This window comes from Pseudoxanthomonas spadix (assembly GCF_003703395.1).
GTDB classification, from domain to species: domain Bacteria; phylum Pseudomonadota; class Gammaproteobacteria; order Xanthomonadales; family Xanthomonadaceae; genus Pseudoxanthomonas_A; species Pseudoxanthomonas_A spadix.
In genome coordinates this window covers 80,209-98,213 of the sequence record NZ_RDQN01000006.1, presented here as the reverse complement: position 1 = coordinate 98,213, position 18,005 = coordinate 80,209, and the positions used below count along the sequence as shown (strand labels likewise).

Sequence of the window (18,005 nt, the reverse complement as noted above, 5' to 3'; positions counted from 1 at the left end):
CCCCCCCTCACCCCGACCCTCTCCCCCCGCCAGCGGGGGGAGAGGGGGCAAATCCAGGGCTTTCCTGGCAACACCGCATCGCCCGCGAAACGGATCCCGAAGGACCGTCGCTTAGTTGAACGAGGTCAGGGTCAGGTCGTAGGAGTCCCGGCCATCCTCCCGCTGCAGGATGCGCGCTGGCACCGGCATGTCCGGCACCACCCAGACGATCGTCTGCCTCTTGCCGTCGGTCTGGCTGACCTTGGTCGCGCTGAGCTGCTTGCCGGCCACCTCGATCGTCTCCTTGCCCACGGTCTGGTAGCTGGTCGAGCTGGCCTTGCCGTTTTCCAGCATGCGGTAGGTGAGCGGCTTGCCGGCCTGCACGTCACGCACGATCGCTAGGTTGACCAGCAGCGCGTCCATGTCGCCCGGCTGCAGGGGAACCGGGCCCTTGCGGCGATCCTTGATGTCGCCGCTCCAGGTGGCCTGCTTGCTGGACCAGTCGTAATGGGTGTTCACCGACTTGCGCTTGACCAGCACCACCGAACTGTCGCTGGAAGACAGCGGACGGAACATGCCGCCCTTCTCCTCGAAGGTGGTCGACTGGGTCAGGTTGACCAGCTGGTTGCGCACGGACAGGTCGTATTTCCACTTGCCGGCGCCCTGCGGGGTCAACGTCATCCGGCCCTCGCCCTGCATGCCCATGGCGCTGGCCTGGTAGGTGGCAGTGAAGGCATTCAGCGCCAGGGCCGGGGCGGCGGCCAGGGCCAGCACGGCCGCGGCGGTCAGCCGCTGCAACGGACGGGTGAGGTGAAGTTTCATGTCATTGCACTCCCTGGTAATCGATGAGGCGCAGGTCGATGGCGTCTTCACCATCGTTGCGCTGGAGCATGCGCACCGGTGTGGGCACACCGTTGGCCACCCAGAAGATCTGTTCGCGATCGCCGCCGCTGCTGCGCTGGACGCGCATGGCGTCATAGCTCATCTCGCCCACCTGGACGATCTCGGTCTGTGCCCCGACCGCGTACTGGTACCGGCGGGCGCGGCCGTTGTCGACCACCCGGTATTCCAGCGCCGCACCCGGCCGGGCGTCGCGCATGATCGCCAGGTCCAGCAGCAGCGAGCTCAAGTCGCCCGGCTGCAGCGGCAAAGGCGCACCCCGGTCCTTGTCGACCTTGCCTTCCCACTGGGCGGTGTTGGTGTTCCAGTCGTAGTGGCCGGTCTGCCGTTTGTCGCCGAAGATCGCCTTGCGCACCGTGCTCTGGCTGAGCGGGCGGAACTGGTCGTGGTTGGCGCCGCTGACATCGAACACCGTGCTCTGCTGGATGTTCAGTCGCAACAGGCTGGCCACCCCGCGTTCGCCGCGGATCTCCAGGTCCATGCGCCACTGGTTGCCGTCCTGGTGGACCACCTGCAGGGTCGCATCGCCGGCGCGCTTGCCCTTGTACCAGGCCTCGTAGGTGGCGGTGAACGGTGCCAGCTGCCATTCGATGGCGTCCGCAGGTTGGCCGTCATCCACCGGGGTTGGCGCAGGCGCGGCGGGCGGGTCCTGCGCCAGGGCAGGCAGGGCACAGGCCAGGAGCAGGAGTCCGCTGAGCAGCTTGGTCATCACGAAGGTCGGCTGGAGGGGGGTCACGGCATGAGCCGATCGTGGGAATCTAGTGTCAGTGGCGTAAACATCGGCTGACCATCGACAAGCGCCGTGCCGCCACGTTCAGCCAGGCGCCCGGCCACGGCCAGGCGCAGCACCGCCGGCAGCAGCCGGTGCTCCAGCGCCAGTACCCGCGCGGCCAGGGAATCGGCCGTGTCCTGCGGTGAGATCGCCAGGCGGGCCTGGGCGATCACCGCGCCTGCATCCAGTTCGGGAATGATGAAATGGACACTGGCGCCGTGTTCGGCATCGCCGCTTGCCAGCGCTGCAGCATGGGTGTGCAGGCCGCGGTGGCGCGGCAGCAGGGATGGGTGGATGTTGAGCATGCGCCCGGAAAAACGCGCGACCAGCGCCGCGCCCAGGATCCGCATGTAGCCGGCGCAGACGATCCAGTCGGCGCCCGAGGCGGCCAGCGCATCGCCGAGGGCTTGTTCGTAGCCATCGCGGTCGGGGAAGTCGACGGGCCTAGCGCTCCAGCGCAGCGCCGAGGGCACCCGCAGCAGCGCCGGGGCCCCGGGCCGGTCGCAAAACACACCGACCACCTGCGCCTGCAGGGTGCCGGCGGCGATCGCGTCCAGCAGCGCCTGCAGGTTGCTGCCACGACCGGATGCCAGCACCGCGATGCGCGAGCTCGTCATGCCGGGTCCCGGCGGCGTGGCCAGGTCAGCAGGCTGCCCAGTGTGGCCAGCAGCATGTCGGCATGGGCGTCCCAGGGATCGCCCTGCTGGCCGTTGTAGGATTCGGCCGCTTCCGGCGACATCGTCAAGGCGATGGCCCATTCCATCCATTCGTACAGCAGGCTGGAGCACATGATCACCATCACCGCCAGCACGAACGCCTGGCGCATGGACAGCGCGGGCCAGCGCTGGGCTGCAAAGTGCCGCAGCGGCGGGGCGAAGCTCACCCCGTAGAGCAGGTGGATCAGGCGATCGAAGTGATTGCGCTTCCAGCCAAAGGCCTGGCCGGGCGACCAGCCCAGCAGCGCCTGGAACCATTGTTCATAGGGCACGTTGGAATACAGCCAGCGGGACCCCAGGCTGTGCAACGCCATGAAGGCGCAGATCATGATGTAGTGGCCGGTGCGCAGCGGCCAGCGGCGGTCGATCCAGACCAGTGCCAGCACCCCGGCCACCGCCAGGCTGCCGTGCATGGCCTGTTCCAGCGGTCGCAGCGGATGGACCCAGGTCAGCGCAAATATCAGTGCCAGCGCGCCCAGCACCACGCGCTTTGTGAGGTTCATGCAGGCCGCGCCGCTCAGCCGATCCGCACGCGCTGGCCGGTGCCGGCCGGCACCACCTTGCCGATCTGCCAATGGCCGATGCCGGCCGCATCCAGGCTGGCTTCCAGCGCCGCCACGCCCTGCCTGGCGGCGATCAGCACGAAGCCGATGCCGCAGTTGAAGGTGCGCCACATCTCGCTGTCGGCCACTGCGCCTTCGGTCTGCAACCACCGGAACAGCGGCGGCAGTGGCCAGGCGCGGGCGTCGATGTCCAGGCCCAGGCCCTCAGGGATCACGCGGATGATGTTTTCGGTCAGGCCGCCGCCGGTGATGTGGGCCATGGCGTGGATCGGCTTGCCGTGGCCGGCGCCGTGGCCGCGCAGCAGCTCCAGGACCGGCCTGACGTACAGGGTGGTCGGCGCCATCAGCGCGTCTTCCAGGCTCACCCCGCCCAGATCCAGCGCCCCCGGGCGGCCGGCCCGGTCGTAGATGCGGCGGATCAGCGAATAGCCGTTGGAATGCGCACCCGAGGAGGCCAGGCCGATCAGCACGTCGCCTTCGCCCACCGCACTGCCGTCCAGCAGGTCGGCCTTCTCGACCGCGCCGACGGTGAAGCCGGCCAGGTCATAGTCGCCCGGGGCATACATGTCGGGCATCTCGGCCGTTTCGCCACCGATCAGCGCGCAGCCGCACAGTTCGCAGCCGCGGGCGATGCCGCCGACCACGGCCACGGCGGTGTCCACATCCAGCTTGCCGGTAGCGAAATAATCCAGGAAAAACAACGGCTCGGCGCCCTGGACCAGCACGTCGTTGACGCACATGCCGACCAGGTCGATGCCGATGGTGTCGTGGCGGCCCAGCTGCTGGGCCAGCTTGAGCTTGGTCCCGACCCCGTCGGTGCCGGACACCAGCACCGGCTCGGCGTACTTGTTGGACAGGTCGAACAGCGCGCCGAAGCCGCCCAGCCCGCCCATCACTTCCGGGCGGAAGCTGCGCTTGACCAGCGGCTTGATGCGTTCGACCACTGCGTTGCCGGCGTCGATGTCCACACCCGCGTCGCGATAGGTCAGGGGCGTGGAAGCGGGCGGATTGGACTGGGTCACGAGGCGGGCCGGTGGCGGAAGGCAGGCGCGCATTTTAGGCGATGCGCGCCGGTGTCCGCTTCCGGAAAAACCTCACCTGCTGGCGGCGACTGCCCGTTCGGGCAACAATTCCCCCCGATTCGCCGTTCCCGGGACGCTCAATGCGCCGTTTGCCTGCTTTCGCCGTCGTCACCTTTCTTTTCGTCCTCCTGAGCGCCCTGCCTGCGCTGGCGCAGGAGGGCATGCGCACGGAAGGCGACGTTTCCCAGGCCCAGGGCCTGTACGAGGCCGAGGTCGCCGTCGCCAGCCAGAGCGAGAGGGACCGTAACGGCGGCTTCGCCCGCGCGCTGGGCCAGGTGCTGGCCAAGGTCAGTGGCGACAGGGATGCCACCTCGCGCCCGGGCGTGGCCGGCGAACTGCGCAATGCCAGCAACTACGTGGACAGCTATGACTACCGCCAGGACCAGGGCACCTCGGCCGGCGGCGCGCCGACCTTCCGCACCACCCTGGTGGCGCGTTTTGATCAGCAGAAAGTCGACGTGCTTGCCAATGCCCTGGGCCTGCCGGTATGGCCGCAGCCGCGTCCCAAGCCGGTGGTCTGGTTGGCCATCGACGATGGCAGCGGTCCGCGCCTGGTCAGCGTGCAGCAATCGGCGGCGGTGCGTCCGTTGCTGGACCGGGCGGTGGACCGCGGCTATCGCCTGGGCCTGCCGCAGGGTTCGGCCGCCGAAGCTGCGCTGGTCGGCGCCATCTGGCGCGGCGACACTGCCGCGGTGGCGCGCGCCTCGGCCCGTTATGCACCGCCGATGCAGCTGATCGGCAAGCTGTACCGCGGCAAGTCCGGCTGGGTGGCGGACTGGAATTTCCTCGACAACGGCAAGCTGCTGGCGAGCTGGTCGGTGGACAACCCCGACGCCCGCCAGGCCATGGCCAGCGGCGCCGATGGTGCGGCCGATGCGCTGGTCAAGCGCTACGCAAGACAGGCCGTGGGGGGCGTGCCCGGCACCTACCGGGTGATCTTCCGCGGCATCGGCAGCAGCGAGGACTACCTGCGGCTGTCGGCTGCGCTGCAGCAGGCGGCGGTGGTGCGCCGGATCGCGCCGGTGCGCGTGGACGGGGACACGCTGGAAGCGGACCTGGACCTGCTCAGCGGCGTGGAAGGGCTCAAGCGCATGCTCGGCGAAGACGGTCCGGTGGTCGGCGGCGAGGGCGATCCGGCCGTGTTCCATCTCAAATGATTTCCCACCGCACGACCAGGACGGCGCAGGCATGATCATCGAAGAGCCACAGCAGGTCATCGCGCAGTTTCTGCGCCGGCTGCAATGGGTGGCCGTGGCCGCGGCGGTGGGCTGGCTGGCGTGGGTCCTCTCGCCGGTGCTGACCCCGTTTGCCTGCGCGGCGATCGTGGGCTGGATGGGTGACCCGCTGGTGGACCGGCTCGAGGAGCGCGGCTGGTCGCGCAACACCTCGGTGGCGGTGGTGTTCTCCGTGATGGTGCTGGTGCTGGTGGTCGTGCTGCTGCTGCTGGTGCCGCTGATCCAGGACCAGGTGACCACCCTGATCCATTCGCTGCCGCGCTACCAGCAATGGATCTACACGGTGGCCATACCATGGCTGGAAGCCAGGTTCAGGGTGCGCATCGCCGACTACCTGGACTTCACCCACATCTGGGAACTGCTGCGCGGCAACTGGGAACGCACCGGCGGCGTGGCACGCACGGTGTGGGGTTATGTGTCGCGCTCGGGCTTTGCGCTGTTCGGCTGGGTGGCCAACCTGGTGCTGATTCCGGTGATCGCCTTCTTCTTCCTGCGCGACTGGGACCTGTTCGTGGGCCGGGTCGCTTCGATGGTGCCGCGCGACCACATTGGCACGGTGAGCCAGCTGGCGGCCGAATCCAGCGCGGTGCTGGGCGGTTTCCTCAGGGGCCAGCTGCTGGTGATGATCATCCTGGGCGCGCTCTATGGCGCCGGGCTGTGGGCGGTGGGTCTGGACCTGGGCATCCTGATCGGGCTGGTGGCCGGCCTGCTGACCTTCGTCCCGTACCTGGGCCCGACCAGCGGCGTGGCCATGGGCCTGATCGCCGCACTGATCCAGTACGGCGACATCAAGCACCTGGTGCTGGTGTCGATCGTGTTCGGCGTGGGCCAGATCCTCGAAAGCTATTTCCTGACCCCCAAGCTGGTCGGCGACCGCATCGGCCTGCATCCGATGGCGGTGATCTTTGCGGTGCTGGCCTGCGGCCAGCTGTTCGGCTTCGTGGGCATGCTGCTGGCGCTGCCGATCGCGGCGGTGGCCAATGTGCTGCTGCGCTATGCGCATGAGCGCTACACCCACAGCCAGCTCTACGCCGGCGCGCAGCCGGTGGTCCTGCTGGACCCGCCCGCCGGTCAAGGCCCACCGACCCCGCAGGACCCGACCCCGCCATGAGCGTGCCGCAGCTGCCGCTGGCGCTGCGGACCCCGCCGGACCAGCGTCTGGACAGCTTCATCGACGCACCTGCCGGCGCCCTGGCGCAGCTGCAGGCGCTGGCCCAGGTGCCCGGTGCGGACTGGCTGTACCTGTCGGCCGCGCACGGCGCCGGCAAGACCCACCTGGCACTGGCCGCCTGCGCCAGCGCCGGCGAAGCCGGGCGCGCGGCCGCCTACCTGCCGCTGCAGGCCGCGCGTGGCTACGCGCAGCAGGCGCTGGACGGCCTGGAGCGCAATGCGCTGGTGGTGCTGGACGGGCTGCAGGCCATCGCCGGCGAACGAAGCGATGAGATCGCGCTGTTCGATTTCCACAATCGCGCCCGCGCTGCAGGCATCGGCGTGCTCTATACCGCCAGTGACCTGCCCGATGAAATCGGCCTGCTGTTGCCGGACCTGCGCTCGCGTCTGGGCCAGTGCGCCCGCATCGTGCTGCGCGCACTGGATGATGCCGGCCGGGCCGCGCTGCTGCGCGACCGCGCTGCGCGTCGGGGGCTGGCCCTGGAGGATGCCGCGGTGGACTGGATGCTGGCCCGCACCGCACGCGAGCCGGCGCGGATGGTCGAACTGATCGAACGCCTGGACCGCGCCTCGCTGGCGGCCCAGCGCCGGGTCACCGTGCCGTTCCTGCGCCAGGTGCTGGCCGGCGAGGGTTGAGAGGCTGAGAAAATCGCCCGCCTACTGCGACCGTCGCCAAACGCCCGTGCCGGCGACGCGCTGCGGGCAAATCCGGGTCATTTGGCTCACCAAACTCCCCGGATTTGCCCCCAACGCACCTTGTCACGAACGCTTGGCGGCGCTCTCGCTACGGCGGTCGAATTTTTCTCGGCCTCTGAGCCGCGTGCAACTTCTGCGCGCGGCGATCGCTCAATCCGCGCCGTGACCGGGTTCGGCGGCCAGCTGTGCGTCCAGTTCGGCCAGGCGCTGCGGCGTGCCCACGTCGGTCCAGCGCCCGTGATGGCGCTGGCCGCTGACCGCCTTGCGTCGCATCGCCGCGCGCAGCAACGGTGCCAGCGGGAAGCGCGGCGGCTGCCCGTCCAGGCCCGGGCTGGTGCTGGATTCGAACACCTTGTGCCAGTCGCGCAGCACCGAGGGCCGGTACACGCCGATGCCCGAATAGGTGAAGTTGGCGGCCGAATCGCTGCGCGGCTGCAGCAGACCGGCCTGGTCGAAATGGAAATCGCCGCGCGGGTGGTGCGGCGGATTGTCGATCATCACCAGATGCGCATCACCGGCCGGTTCGCGCGGCAGCGTGGAAAAATCCAGATCGGTCCAGACATCGCCATTGATCGCCAGGAACGGCGCGTTGCCCAGCAGCGGCAGCGCCTGCAGCATGCCGCCGCCGGTTTCCAGCGGTACCGCACCCTCGCACGACCAGGCGATGTGCACGCCAAAGGCGCTGCCATCGCCGAGCACCTGCGGGAAACGTTCGGCCAGCCAGCTCAGGTTGATCACCACTTCGGTGATGCCCATCGCCGCCAGCTTGCGCAGGTGCCACACGACCAAGGGTGCACCACCGGCTTCCAGCAGCGGCTTGGGTGTGGTGTCGGTGAGCGGACGCATGCGCTGGCCCAGCCCGGCGCAGAAGATCAGTGCCTTCATGCCACGCGGGCCTGCAGGGCGGGGCGGATGTGCGCATCGAGCAGCCGCTGCAGGGGCTGCAGCGGCCGATGACGGGGCAGCACCTGGTCCAGGTAGCCGATGAAGCGCGGCAGGTCAGCCAGGTATTGCGATTTGCCGTCGCGGTAATGCAGGCGGCAGAAGATGCCCAGGATCTTCAGGTGTCGCTGGACGCCCATCCAGTCGGCATCACGCAGGAAAATGTCCGGTGATCTCGGCACCGCCACGCCGGCGGCCAGGGCCCGTGCGTGGTAGCGCAGCAGCCAGCCATCCACGCGCGCCAGCGGCCAGCTCAGGAACGCGTCCTTGAACAGGCTCACCGGGTCATAGGCGACCGGGCCGATCACGCAATCCTGGAAATCCAGCACCGCCGGCCCAGGCAGCACCGGCATCAGGTTGCGCGGCATGAAATCGCGATGGGTCAGCACCCTGTGCTGGGACAGCGCGTTGTCCATCAGCCGGCGCTGGACCAGGTGCAGCCCCTGGCTGGGCTCGCCGTCCAGTTCCAGGCCCAGGTGGCGGCGCAGGAACCATTCTTCGAACAGGCCCGCATCACGCTGCAGGAGTGCCTCGCCGAACACGCCCGTGCCTTCGGGCGGGACGATTGCCTGCAGGGTGAGCAGCTGGGCGATGGCGGCATCGACCCAGGCATCGGCATCGGAGCCATCGCGGCTGAGCCTTTGCGCCAGGGTCGGCTGGCCCAGGTCTTCCAGCAGCAGGAAACCGGCCTGCACGTCGCGTGCCAAGACCTGCGGCAGGCGCACCCCGCCGGCGGCCAGGACCCCATGCCAGTGCAGCCAGGGGCGCACGTCTTCCAGGCCCGGTGGTGAATCCATCACGATCCGCGACGGGCCCTGGCCGGCGCTTCGCCAGTAGCTGCGCTGGCCTGCATCGATGCTGGCCCGTTCCAGGGTGGCGCCAGGATCTTCCAGCGCGGTCCGTGCCCATTGCAGGCGCTGCGCGCCGCGGGCGTTGCCCGGTGAAGAAGACGTCTGGTTCATGCGCCATGCCGCATTCGGATTCGGGTGCGCAGGGTACACTGCGGCCCCGTATCCCCCATACGAGACTTCCCGATATGACCCAGCTTCAGCCCGTTCTGCTGTCGGGCGGTTCCGGAACGCGCCTGTGGCCGCTCTCGCGCGAGGCCTATCCCAAGCAGTTCCTGCCGCTCGGTGGCCGGGACACGATGGTCCAGGCCACCTGGCGCCGGGTCGAACCGTTGACCTCGCTGCCGCCGCTGGTGGTGGCCAATGAGGACCACCGCTTCCTGGTGGCCGAACAGCTGCGCCAGATCAAGGCACCGCAGCCGCGGATCCTGCTGGAGCCGGTCGCCCGCAACACCGCGCCGGCCATTGCCGCCGCCGCGCTGTGTGCGCTGGAAGACGGCGCCGACCCGCTGCTGCTGGTGCTGCCGTCCGATCACGTGATCAGCAATCCGCAGGCGTTCCGCGATGCGGTCGAGCAGGCCGTTCCGGCGGCCGAGGCCGGCGCGCTGGTGACCTTCGGCGTGGTTCCCAGCAGCCCGGAGACCGGCTTTGGCTACATCCAGGCCGGTGGCGGCCAGGGCGCGCAGCCGGTGCTGCGTTTCGTCGAAAAACCCGACGCCCAGACTGCCGCCAGGTATCTTGCCGAAGGCAGCTACTTCTGGAACAGCGGCATGTTCCTGTTCAAGGCCAGCCGCTACGTCGAGGAATTGCAGAAGTTCAATCCGCAGATGGTCGCCGCGGTCCGCACCTCGCTGGAAAAGGCCAAGCGCGATGGCGACTTCATCCGCCTGGACAAGGAGGCCTTCACTGCCTCGCCGTCCGATTCGATCGATTACGCGGTGATGGAAAAGACCGCCGATGCCAAGGTGCTGCCGCTGGACGTGGGCTGGAATGATGTCGGTTCGTGGTCGGCATTGTGGGAAGTCACCGACAAGGACGCCAACGGCAATGCCTGCGCCGGCGATGTCATCACCATCGATACGCACAACAGCTACGTCTATGCCGAGAGCCTGGTCGCGCTGGTGGGCCTGGATGATGTGGTGGTGGTGGAAACCGACGACGCGATCCTGGTGGCCAGGAAGGACCGCGTGCAGGAGGTCAAGAAGGTCGTGGCCCAGCTCAAGCACGATGAGCGCAGCCAGGCGGTCCTGCACCGCAAGGTCTATCGGCCGTGGGGCGCCTACGACTCGATCGACATGGGCGCGCGTTTCCAGGTCAAGCGCATCACGGTCAATCCCGGTGCCACGCTGAGCCTGCAGATGCACCACCACCGCGCCGAGCACTGGATCGTGGTCAGCGGCACCGCCGAGGTGACCCGGGGCGAGGAGGTCATCCTGCTGACCGAAAACCAGAGCACCTACATTCCGCTGGGCGTGACCCACCGCTTGAAGAACCCGGGCCGCCTGCCGCTGGAGCTGATCGAAGTGCAGTCCGGCAGCTATCTGGGCGAGGACGACATCGTGCGCTTCCAGGACCAGTACGGGCGCAGCTGAACGCGCTGCGGGTCCGCCCGCCGCATGGCCATAAGTCCAAGGCCCGCGATCGCACGGGCCTTCGGCGTTTGTCAAGCGCGACCCCCATCGCGTGCCGCTTACGACAGGCTGATCATCATGCCCGGCGAGTGCGCGGGTGCCACCGGCCCCGGCCTCGCGACGGACACGCAGTTCCGATCTTCAAGGCCATGACACCGAGGCACCCGCATGAGCACACCGATTTCTGCAGCAATGCCCATGCACGACACTCAAAAGAGCCTGCGTCGCTCCATTTCGAACACGCTCAAGGGTTCGGCCGGCAATCTGGTCGAGTGGTATGACGTCTACGTCTACTCGGTGTTCGCAACCTACTTCGAATCGAAATTCTTCTCGCCCGAGGAAAAGAACGCCACGCTCTATGTGTGGGCGATCTTCGCGGTGACCTTCCTGATGCGTCCGATCGGGGCCTGGTTCTTCGGCCGGTTTGCCGACCGCCACGGGCGCCGTGCTGCGCTGACCGTGTCGGTGACGCTGATGGCGATCTGCTCGTTCGGCATCGCAGTGGTGCCGACCGCGGCCAGCATCGGCTATGGCGCGGCGATCATCCTGCTGCTTGCACGGCTGCTGCAAGGCTTTGCCACCGGCGGCGAGTACGGCGCCAGCGCGACCTACATGTCCGAGGCGGCCATGCCCGGACGCCGCGGCCTGCTGTCCTCGTTCCATTACGTGACCCTGGTCGGCGGCCACGTGCTGGCCCAGCTGACCTTGTTCATCATGCTGTCGCTGCTGGACAGGCAGCAGGTGTCCGATTGGGGCTGGCGGGTGGCCTTCGGCATCGGCGGCATCTCGGCGATCGTGGTGTTCTGGCTGCGTCGGACCATGGACGAATCGCTCCCGTCGGCGGCCATTGAAGAGGCCAGGTCCAGCGGCGCGCGCAGGTCCGGCTCGCTGCGCGAGCTGATCGTCCACCAGTGGCGGCCGCTGCTGCTGTGCTTCATGATCACCGCCGGCGGCACGCTCGCGTTCTACACCTATTCGGTGACCGGACCGAAGATGATCCAGACGCTGTTTGCCGGTGACGATGTCATGACCGGCACGGTGCTCAACCTGATCGCCCTGACCATCCTGATGCTGCTGCAGCCGGTGGGTGGCTGGCTGTCGGATATCGTGGGCCGCAAGAGCCTGCTGGTGTTCTTCGGCGTCGGCAGCGTGCTCTACACCTGGTACCTGATCACTGCGCTGCCGCAGCAGACCTCGGCCGGCTCGGCATTTGCGATCCTGGTGGTGGGCTTTGTGATCCTCACCGGCTACACCTCGATCAATGCCGTGGTCAAGGCGGAGCTGTTCCCCACCTACATCCGCGCGCTGGGCGTGGGCCTGGGCTATGCGCTGGCCAACTCGCTGTTCGGCGGCACCGCGCCGATGCTGTACCAGGCCGCCAAGAGTAGCGGCCACATGACCGGCTTCATCCTCTACGCCACGGCGGTGATGTTCGTGTCGCTGCTGGTCTACATCTTCTTCCTGAGCAACAAGGACGAGAACTGGCTCGACCACGAAAGGGCTCTGCAGGCGCGGCACGGCAACAAGGGGTGATCCACGCCCCGACCAGGCCTGCTGGCAGGCGCGCGCCGATGGCCTGTTCGCATTTAGCCGCTCAGTGACCGCGGGCTGGTTATCTGATGTTGCTTCCGCGCGGTCGGGTGAACAGCGTGCCGAGCCCGAGGATCACCACCGCCCCGATTAGCGCACCGACAAAGCCGACCGGCTCGCCGGCCGCGTACCAGCCCATCCTGCGGCCGAACCAGCCGGCCAGCAGCGCGCCGGCGATGCCCAGCACGATGGTGAACAGGCAGCCCATGCGGCCGTTGTTCGGGGTGATCAGCCGCGCCAGCAGGCCGACCACGAAACCGACCAGGATGATGTAGAGCCAGCTGTCGCTGCCGAACAGGTTGTCCATGTGCAGGCCTCTTGGCGAAGGGAAGTGTCGATCATAGCCAGCGCCGCGGCCACAGGCGCCTGAATGTCGAACGGCCGCACCGGGCGGCCGTTCGAGGGGTTGCCTGACCGCGCGGCTTGCTCAGCAGCAGCCGTGCGCGCCATGGGCCTGACCGCCGGCCACCGCGGCCACCCCGCTGGTCAGCCCGGCGACGCTGGCCGCCCGGTGTGCGGCCAGCACCTGCGAGACGCAGGCCGTGACCCGCTTGCCCATCGGGATGTCCAGGAACTCGTTGGGACCATGCGCATTGGAGTGCGGCCCCAGCACGCCGGTGATCATGAACTGCGCGCCGGGGAACTTCTCGCCCAGCATGCCCATGAACGGGATCGTGCCGCCTTCGCCCATGTACATCGCCGGCTTGCCGAAGGCCGCCTGCGAGGCCGATTCGATCGCCTCGGTCAGCCATGGCGACTGCGCCGGGGCGTTCCAGCCGGTCGAGGACTTCTCCAGCACCAGCTCGACCTGGGCGCCGTTGGGCGGGTCGCGCAGCAGCACGTCCTTGAGGATCTCGCCGGCACGCTTGCCGTCCAGGGTCGGCGGCAGCCGCAGCGAGATCTTGACCGCGGTGTGCGGGCGCAGCACATTGCCGGCCGAGGCCAGCGCCGGCAACCCGTCGGCGCCGGTGATGGACAGCGCCGGGCGCCAGGTGCGGTTGAGCACCAGCTCGGTCAGGTCCGGATCCATCGGGGTCATGCCGGGCAGGAACGGGAACTTGTCGTAGACCTCGCTGCCCAGCACCGCGGCGACCCTGGCCGCCTGCTCCAGGCGCTCGGCCGGGATCTCCACGAACAGGTCCTGGATGAGGATCGAGCCGGTGTTTTCGTCCTCCAGGCGCGAGAGCAGCTGGCGCAGCAGGCGGAAGCTGGAGGGCACGATCCCCGAGGCATCGCCAGAGTGGACGCCTTCGCTGAGCACCCTGACGGTGAAGTTGCCGCCGGCCATGCCGCGCAACGAGGTCGTGCACCACAGCTGTTCGTAGTTGCCGCAGCCCGAATCCAGGCACACCACCAGCGAGGGCTTGCCGATCCGCTCGGCCAGATGATCGACATGGGCCGGCAGGTCGTAGCTGCCCGATTCCTCGCAGGCCTCGATCAGGATCACGCAGCGTGCGTGCGGCAGGCCTTGTTCCTGCAGCGCCATGATCGCGGCCAGCGAACCGAACAGCGCATAGCCATCATCGGCGCCGCCGCGTCCGTAGAGCCGCTCGCCCTTGATCACCGGCGTCCACGGGCCCAGGCCCTGTTCCCAGCCGGTCATCTCCGGCTGCTTGTCCAGGTGGCCGTACAGCAGCACACAATCCTCGCCGGTGCCTTCGCCGCTGGCCGGGATATCCAGGAAGATCAGCGGGGTGCGGCCCTCGAGCGCGATCACCTCGACCTGCATCCCGGCGATGGGTTGGGCGCGCGCCCAGGTTTCCATCAGGGCCACGGCCTGGGCCATGTAGCCATTGGCGACCCAGTCGGCGTCGAACATCGGCGACTTGTTGGGGATGCGGATGTATTCGACCAGCTGCGGGACGATGTCCTCGTCCCACAGGCCAGCCACGAACTGGTCCAGGCGTGCGGTATCCATGCGGGTCCTGCGAGTCAAAACTGGATTTTACGCGGCCGGGCCTGTACCCAACCCCCGCCGGATGCGGCGTCGGACTTTTCCTACCCGGCAGCGGGATGTTTCCCGGCATCGCGCCCGGGCCTGCACCGATGGCGTGAGCCTGTGCCGACGCTGAGACTGTGCACACCGGACGACGCACCGCGTCGGTTTCGGAAACCGCCCCACCAACCACTGAACTCATCGCCACAAGGAGCGTTGCCATGAAATCCATTTCCATCCTGATCAAGTCGCTGTTGCTGTCGCTGGTGCTGGTCGCCGCCGCGCACGCCGCCGACACCCGGGTCAACATCAATACCGCCGATGCCGCCGCGCTGGATGCCGTGCTGCTCAATGTCGGCGCGAGCAAGGCCCAAGCCATCGTCGACTACCGCAAGACCAACGGGCCGTTCAAGAGCGCCGAGGAACTGGCCATGGTCAAGGGCATCGGCCTGAAGACCGTGGAGAAGAACCGCGACCGCATCGAAGTGGGCCGTTCGGCCGCCGCGCCGAAGAAGCCGGCCGCCGCCGCGCCGGCCAAGCCGGTGGCGCGCCGCTAGGAGACTCCTAGAAACACGTCACGGACGCAGCGGCGCAGGCAGCACCGCAGCGAGCCACGGGGCAGGACGCCACAGTGACACGGCAAGGACGCCGACAGGGACGTACCTCCGCACCACTGGCTGGGTGGAGACGAGGGAAGGCAGGACGCCGGCGGACCAGGCACGATGCCGACAGGGAAGTACTCCGCCCGGATGCGCCGCACGCATCCGGGCGGTTCTTTTTGCGCTGCGGCCAGCCGACGACGTAGGGCGGGTCTTGACCCGCCATCGGTAATCACTTCGGCCTCGGTGGCGGGTCGAGACCCGCCCTACGGTCGTCGTGGTGGCGGGTCGAGACCCGCCCTACGGTCGTCGTGGTGGCGGGTCGAGACCCGCCCTACGGCCCTGGCTGGGTGGAGACGAGGGAAGGCAGGACGCCGGCGGACCAGGCACGATGCCGACAGGGAAGTACTCCGCCCGGATGCGCCGCACGCATCCGGGCGGTTCTTTTTGCGCTGCGGCCAGCCGACGACGTAGGGCGGGTCTTGACCCGCCATCGGTAATCACTTCGGCTGCGGTGGCGGGTCGAGACCCGCCCTACGGTCGTCGTGGTGGCGGGTCAAGACCCGCCCTACGGTCCTCGTGGTGGCGGGTCAAGACCCGCCCTACGGTCCTCCCCGCTCGCGGAGGAGAGGGTCGGGGTGAGGGGGCGATGCCGACGAGGACACATCAATGTTCCGGAGCCGGCTGCGGCCCAGGCGTCAGTACACGTCACGGCGATAGCGGCCCTGCATGCGCAGCTGCTCCACCAGCGCTTGGCCCAAGGTCTCGTGCAGGACCGCTTCGACACCGGGTGCCATGCCGTCCACGCTGCCGCACACATACACCGCAGCGCCGTCGGCGATCCACGCCTGCAGGGGTGCGGCGGCCTGGCGCAGGGCGTCCTGCACGTAACGCGGCGGCGCATCGTCGCGCGAGAACGCCAGGTCCAGGCGCTCCAGCCAGCCCTGCGCCTGCCAGCTGTGGATGTCCTGGCCGTAGTGCAGGTCGTGGGCGCGCTGGCGTTCGCCGAACAGCAGCCAGTTGCGGCGCGCACCGGCGGCGATGCGCGCCTTGAGCAGGGCGCGCAGCCCGGCGATGCCGGTGCCGTTGCCGATCAGGATCAGCGGCGTGGACGGGGCCGGTGGATGGAAGTTGGGATTGGACCGCAGCCGCAGCGCGATCGGCGCGCCCAGCGGCGCGTGACTGCACAGCCAGCCGCTGGCCAGGCCGAGCTGGCCATCGGCGCACTGCACGCGGCGCAGCAACAGGTGCAGCGCGCCATCGGCCGGCACCGAGGCCACTGAGTATTGGCGATGCGCCAGCAGCGGCAGATCGTCGGCCAGGGCCTGCGCGTGCACATCGCCGGTGAGGGCATCGGGCAGCTGGCGCGCGGCCAGCACCTGTGCCAGGGGCACCGGGGGCTGCTCGATGAGCACCGGCGTGTCGCCATCCAGGCCGGTGCGCCGCAGCCAGGCCTGCACCAGCTGCGGTGGGTGGCGCGGGAGGATCTCGACCAGGTCGCCGGCCTGCCAGTGCGGCAGCGCCGCCGGCGGGATCAACTCCAGGTGATGGACCGGCCCGCCGACGCTGCCCGGATTGAGCAGGTGGCGGGCGCGCAGCGTCCAGGCCTGGTACACCGGCGCCCGCCAATGGCCCAGCTCGGCCTTGCCGGCCAGCAGCGACAGCTGGTGTTGCCAGTGGCGCAGGGCGGCGGCCTGGGCGTTGTCCACTTCGACTCGGTCGAACAGCGGGACCGCCCCGCGGCTGCGCAGCCACCGATCCAGCTGCCGGCCGAAGGCGCAATAGTGCGCGTAGCTCGCATCGCCCAGTGCCAGCACCGCATAGTGCAGGGTGTCCAGCGGCTCGGCACGGGCCATCACGGTGCGCACGAATTCCAGCGCCAGGTCCGGCGGATCGCCTTCGCCGGTGGTGCTGACCACGAACAGCACCCGTCGGTAGCGCGCCAGCGCCGGCGCATCCAGCCAGGCCAGGGATTGCACCTGCGCCTGCAGGCCGGCTTCCCGCAGCGACTGCGCGGTGCGCACGGCCAGTTCGATGGCAAGGCCGGTCTGGCTGGCATGGGCGACCAGGACGGTGTCGGTGTCGACCTGTTGCACCTGTGCGGCCGTCACGACCGGCGTGCGCCTGGCCCGCGCGCGCCACAGCAGTGCGCCGCTGAGTCCCAGCCAGGCCAGCACCGCCGCGCCGGCGCCGATCCAGCGCGTCGGCCTTGGCGGACCGGGCCACCAGGGCCCGGGCTGCCAGGTGAACAGCAAGCCCGCCAGCACAACCAGCGCGAGCAGCGCCAGGCCGTTGCCCAGCCCGGCGCCGGACAGGCGGGCGCGGGGCGCGCTGCTCATGCCGCCAGCAGCGCGGCGAAGCGCTCGCTCATGTGTTCCTGGATGCCGCTGGCCGAGGCCACCACCAAGCGTGCCGCCATCTGCCGCGCCTGGGCAAACCGCAGCCCGGCCTCGGCGCCCATCACGGTCAGCGCGGTGGCCCAGGCATCGGCCTCCATCGCGCTGTGCATGACCACCGTGACCGCCGCCGCCTGCGGCACCGGCCGGCCCGAACGCGGATCCAGGGTGTGGCCGTAGCGCACGCCGTCGTGTTCGAACCGGTGCCAGCGATCACCGGAGGTCGCCACCGCCAGGCCATCGAGCGCCAGCACGCGCGCCGGCAGGGTGGCGTGTTCGTCGGCCCCGGTTTCCACCAGCACCCGCCAGGGCGTGCCATCCGGTTTGCGGCCGCGGCCGGCCAGTTCGCCGCCCACCTCCACCAGCGCATCGTCGATGCCGCGGCGGCCCAGCGCCTGCAGCAGCAGGTCGACCGCGTAGCCCTTGGCGATCGCCGACAGGTCCAGCTGCACCTCGCCGGGCTGCAGCAGTGCCAACGGTTGCCCGCACAGCGCCAGCTGCGACCAGCGTGGACGCGCGCGTGCCTGTTGCAGTGTCTGCTCCGGCGGCAGCGCGGGCGTGCCGCCGCCGGCACCGAAGCCCCAGGCATGCACCAGCGCGCCCACCGTGGGATCGAACGCACCTTCGCTGTCGCGCGCGATGCGCAGCGCGGCGGCCATCACCCTGGCGAAATCCTCGGGCAGGACCTGCCAGCTGCCTGCGGCTGCGCGGTTGTAGCGGCTCAGCGCGGAGTTGGCTTCCCAGGTGCTCATCTGCGCGACCACCCGGTCCAGTTCACCCTGCAGAAGGTCCTGCAGCCGATGCAGATCCAGGTGCGAAGGAATGGCCAGCCTGGCCGACCAGGTGGTGCCCATGGTCTGGCCGCCGAGCGTGGCCAGGGTGCGGGAAGCGGCGAGCGGGCTGGGCATCATGAGGCGTTCGACATGCGTGGCACGTACCTTGCGGCGGCT

The 18,005-nt window shown here is 69.0% G+C and carries 17 protein-coding genes; 6 read left to right on the top strand and 11 right to left on the bottom strand.

Annotated features, from left to right (window positions below; all coding sequences use genetic code 11):
* Positions 1 to 111: 111 nt before the first annotated feature.
* Genes D9R12_RS11060 through purM form a run of 5 tightly spaced genes read right to left on the bottom strand, consistent with a single transcriptional unit; the run spans position 112 to position 3,919 of the window.
* Complete coding sequence (locus tag D9R12_RS11060) at positions 112 to 801, bottom strand: DUF3108 domain-containing protein (protein ID WP_043290405.1); 690 nt, start codon at positions 799 to 801, stop codon at positions 112 to 114.
* Position 802: 1 nt separating this feature from the next.
* Positions 803 to 1,588 carry a DUF3108 domain-containing protein gene (locus tag D9R12_RS11055; RefSeq protein ID WP_122230502.1) on the bottom strand — a complete coding sequence of 262 codons (786 nt, stop codon included), beginning with the start codon at positions 1,586 to 1,588 and terminating at the stop codon, positions 803 to 805.
* A 23-nt stretch (positions 1,589 to 1,611) separates the two neighbouring features.
* A complete protein-coding gene (purN, locus tag D9R12_RS11050) occupies positions 1,612 to 2,268 on the bottom strand; it encodes a phosphoribosylglycinamide formyltransferase (protein WP_122230500.1) in 657 nt (218 codons plus the stop codon).
* Positions 2,265 to 2,870: a DUF2238 domain-containing protein gene (locus tag D9R12_RS11045; RefSeq protein WP_122230498.1), complete on the bottom strand. Its 606-nt coding sequence runs from the start codon at positions 2,868 to 2,870 to the stop codon at positions 2,265 to 2,267. Before D9R12_RS11045 ends, purN begins: the two co-directional genes overlap by 4 nt.
* Before the next feature lie 14 nt (positions 2,871 to 2,884).
* Positions 2,885 to 3,919: a phosphoribosylformylglycinamidine cyclo-ligase gene (gene purM / locus D9R12_RS11040; RefSeq protein ID WP_170159245.1), complete on the bottom strand. Its 1,035-nt coding sequence runs from the start codon at positions 3,917 to 3,919 to the stop codon at positions 2,885 to 2,887.
* A gap of 173 nt (positions 3,920 to 4,092) precedes the next feature.
* Between purM and D9R12_RS11035 the strand changes: the two genes are divergently transcribed.
* The 3 genes from D9R12_RS11035 to hda are packed head-to-tail and all read left to right on the top strand — an operon-like array spanning position 4,093 to position 7,053.
* The gene (locus D9R12_RS11035; RefSeq protein WP_043290406.1) at positions 4,093 to 5,169 is read left to right on the top strand and encodes a DUF2066 domain-containing protein; all 1,077 of its coding nucleotides are present in this window, start codon (positions 4,093 to 4,095) and stop codon (positions 5,167 to 5,169) included.
* 31 nt (positions 5,170 to 5,200) lie between these two features.
* On the top strand, positions 5,201 to 6,358 hold the full coding sequence (locus tag D9R12_RS11030; protein WP_014159968.1) for an AI-2E family transporter: 1,158 nt from the start codon (positions 5,201 to 5,203) through the stop codon (positions 6,356 to 6,358).
* Entirely contained in the window at positions 6,355 to 7,053 is a 699-nt protein-coding gene (gene hda / locus D9R12_RS11025; protein WP_122230494.1) for a DnaA regulatory inactivator Hda, read from the top strand. The genes D9R12_RS11030 and hda overlap by 4 nt, the downstream gene beginning before the upstream one ends.
* Before the next feature lie 210 nt (positions 7,054 to 7,263).
* On the opposite strand, the gene murU is transcribed toward hda, so the two are convergent.
* Both murU and D9R12_RS11015 read right to left on the bottom strand, forming a co-directional pair.
* Entirely contained in the window at positions 7,264 to 7,998 is a 735-nt protein-coding gene (gene murU / locus D9R12_RS11020; RefSeq protein WP_122230492.1) for an N-acetylmuramate alpha-1-phosphate uridylyltransferase MurU, read from the bottom strand.
* Positions 7,995 to 9,017 (bottom strand): aminoglycoside phosphotransferase family protein, encoded by a 1,023-nt coding sequence (locus tag D9R12_RS11015; RefSeq protein ID WP_122230490.1) that lies wholly within the window; start codon positions 9,015 to 9,017, stop codon positions 7,995 to 7,997. The genes murU and D9R12_RS11015 overlap by 4 nt, the downstream gene beginning before the upstream one ends.
* Before the next feature lie 74 nt (positions 9,018 to 9,091).
* On the opposite strand from D9R12_RS11015, the gene D9R12_RS11010 reads away from it, so the two are divergent.
* A complete protein-coding gene (locus D9R12_RS11010) occupies positions 9,092 to 10,495 on the top strand; it encodes a mannose-1-phosphate guanylyltransferase/mannose-6-phosphate isomerase (protein WP_122230488.1) in 1,404 nt (467 codons plus the stop codon).
* Between the two features lie 207 nt (positions 10,496 to 10,702).
* On the top strand, positions 10,703 to 12,067 hold the full coding sequence (locus D9R12_RS11005) for an MFS transporter (RefSeq protein ID WP_170159238.1): 1,365 nt from the start codon (positions 10,703 to 10,705) through the stop codon (positions 12,065 to 12,067).
* Positions 12,068 to 12,146: 79 nt separating this feature from the next.
* Here D9R12_RS11005 and D9R12_RS11000 read toward each other — a convergent pair whose 3' ends face one another.
* Both D9R12_RS11000 and D9R12_RS10995 read right to left on the bottom strand, forming a co-directional pair.
* Complete coding sequence (locus D9R12_RS11000) at positions 12,147 to 12,431, bottom strand: GlsB/YeaQ/YmgE family stress response membrane protein (protein WP_122230484.1); 285 nt, start codon at positions 12,429 to 12,431, stop codon at positions 12,147 to 12,149.
* A gap of 120 nt (positions 12,432 to 12,551) precedes the next feature.
* Entirely contained in the window at positions 12,552 to 14,042 is a 1,491-nt protein-coding gene (locus D9R12_RS10995; protein WP_122230482.1) for a M20 family metallopeptidase, read from the bottom strand.
* Positions 14,043 to 14,281: 239 nt separating this feature from the next.
* Here D9R12_RS10995 and D9R12_RS10990 point away from each other — a divergent pair, with 239 nt between their 5' ends.
* The gene (locus D9R12_RS10990) at positions 14,282 to 14,617 is read left to right on the top strand and encodes a ComEA family DNA-binding protein (RefSeq protein WP_122230480.1); all 336 of its coding nucleotides are present in this window, start codon (positions 14,282 to 14,284) and stop codon (positions 14,615 to 14,617) included.
* 740 nt (positions 14,618 to 15,357) lie between these two features.
* Here the strand turns inward: D9R12_RS10990 and D9R12_RS10985 are convergent.
* Positions 15,358 to 16,998, bottom strand: coding sequence for a flavodoxin domain-containing protein (locus tag D9R12_RS10985; RefSeq protein WP_122230478.1), 1,641 nt, complete (start codon positions 16,996 to 16,998; stop codon positions 15,358 to 15,360).
* A complete protein-coding gene (locus D9R12_RS10980) occupies positions 16,995 to 17,963 on the bottom strand; it encodes an FAD:protein FMN transferase (protein WP_244671811.1) in 969 nt (322 codons plus the stop codon). Before D9R12_RS10980 ends, D9R12_RS10985 begins: the two co-directional genes overlap by 4 nt.
* Between the last annotated feature and the right edge of the window lie 42 nt (positions 17,964 to 18,005).

What these genes read in the sequence shown, in the direction of transcription:
- D9R12_RS11060 (WP_043290405.1), bottom strand. Translation starts at nt 801, where the DNA reads ATGAAACTTCACCTCACCCGTCCGTTGCAGCGGCTGACCGCCGCGGCC.
- D9R12_RS11055 (WP_122230502.1), bottom strand. Translation starts at nt 1,588, where the DNA reads ATGACCAAGCTGCTCAGCGGACTCCTGCTCCTGGCCTGTGCCCTGCCT.
- purN (WP_122230500.1), bottom strand. Translation starts at nt 2,268, where the DNA reads ATGACGAGCTCGCGCATCGCGGTGCTGGCATCCGGTCGTGGCAGCAAC.
- D9R12_RS11045 (WP_122230498.1), bottom strand. Translation starts at nt 2,870, where the DNA reads ATGAACCTCACAAAGCGCGTGGTGCTGGGCGCGCTGGCACTGATATTT.
- D9R12_RS11035 (WP_043290406.1), top strand. Translation starts at nt 4,093, where the DNA reads ATGCGCCGTTTGCCTGCTTTCGCCGTCGTCACCTTTCTTTTCGTCCTC.
- D9R12_RS11030 (WP_014159968.1), top strand. Translation starts at nt 5,201, where the DNA reads ATGATCATCGAAGAGCCACAGCAGGTCATCGCGCAGTTTCTGCGCCGG.
- hda (WP_122230494.1), top strand. Translation starts at nt 6,355, where the DNA reads ATGAGCGTGCCGCAGCTGCCGCTGGCGCTGCGGACCCCGCCGGACCAG.
- murU (WP_122230492.1), bottom strand. Translation starts at nt 7,998, where the DNA reads ATGAAGGCACTGATCTTCTGCGCCGGGCTGGGCCAGCGCATGCGTCCG.
- D9R12_RS11015 (WP_122230490.1), bottom strand. Translation starts at nt 9,017, where the DNA reads ATGAACCAGACGTCTTCTTCACCGGGCAACGCCCGCGGCGCGCAGCGC.
- D9R12_RS11010 (WP_122230488.1), top strand. Translation starts at nt 9,092, where the DNA reads ATGACCCAGCTTCAGCCCGTTCTGCTGTCGGGCGGTTCCGGAACGCGC.
- D9R12_RS11005 (WP_170159238.1), top strand. Translation starts at nt 10,703, where the DNA reads ATGAGCACACCGATTTCTGCAGCAATGCCCATGCACGACACTCAAAAG.
- D9R12_RS11000 (WP_122230484.1), bottom strand. Translation starts at nt 12,431, where the DNA reads ATGGACAACCTGTTCGGCAGCGACAGCTGGCTCTACATCATCCTGGTC.
- D9R12_RS10995 (WP_122230482.1), bottom strand. Translation starts at nt 14,042, where the DNA reads ATGGATACCGCACGCCTGGACCAGTTCGTGGCTGGCCTGTGGGACGAG.
- D9R12_RS10990 (WP_122230480.1), top strand. Translation starts at nt 14,282, where the DNA reads ATGAAATCCATTTCCATCCTGATCAAGTCGCTGTTGCTGTCGCTGGTG.
- D9R12_RS10985 (WP_122230478.1), bottom strand. Translation starts at nt 16,998, where the DNA reads ATGAGCAGCGCGCCCCGCGCCCGCCTGTCCGGCGCCGGGCTGGGCAAC.
- D9R12_RS10980 (WP_244671811.1), bottom strand. Translation starts at nt 17,963, where the DNA reads ATGCCCAGCCCGCTCGCCGCTTCCCGCACCCTGGCCACGCTCGGCGGC.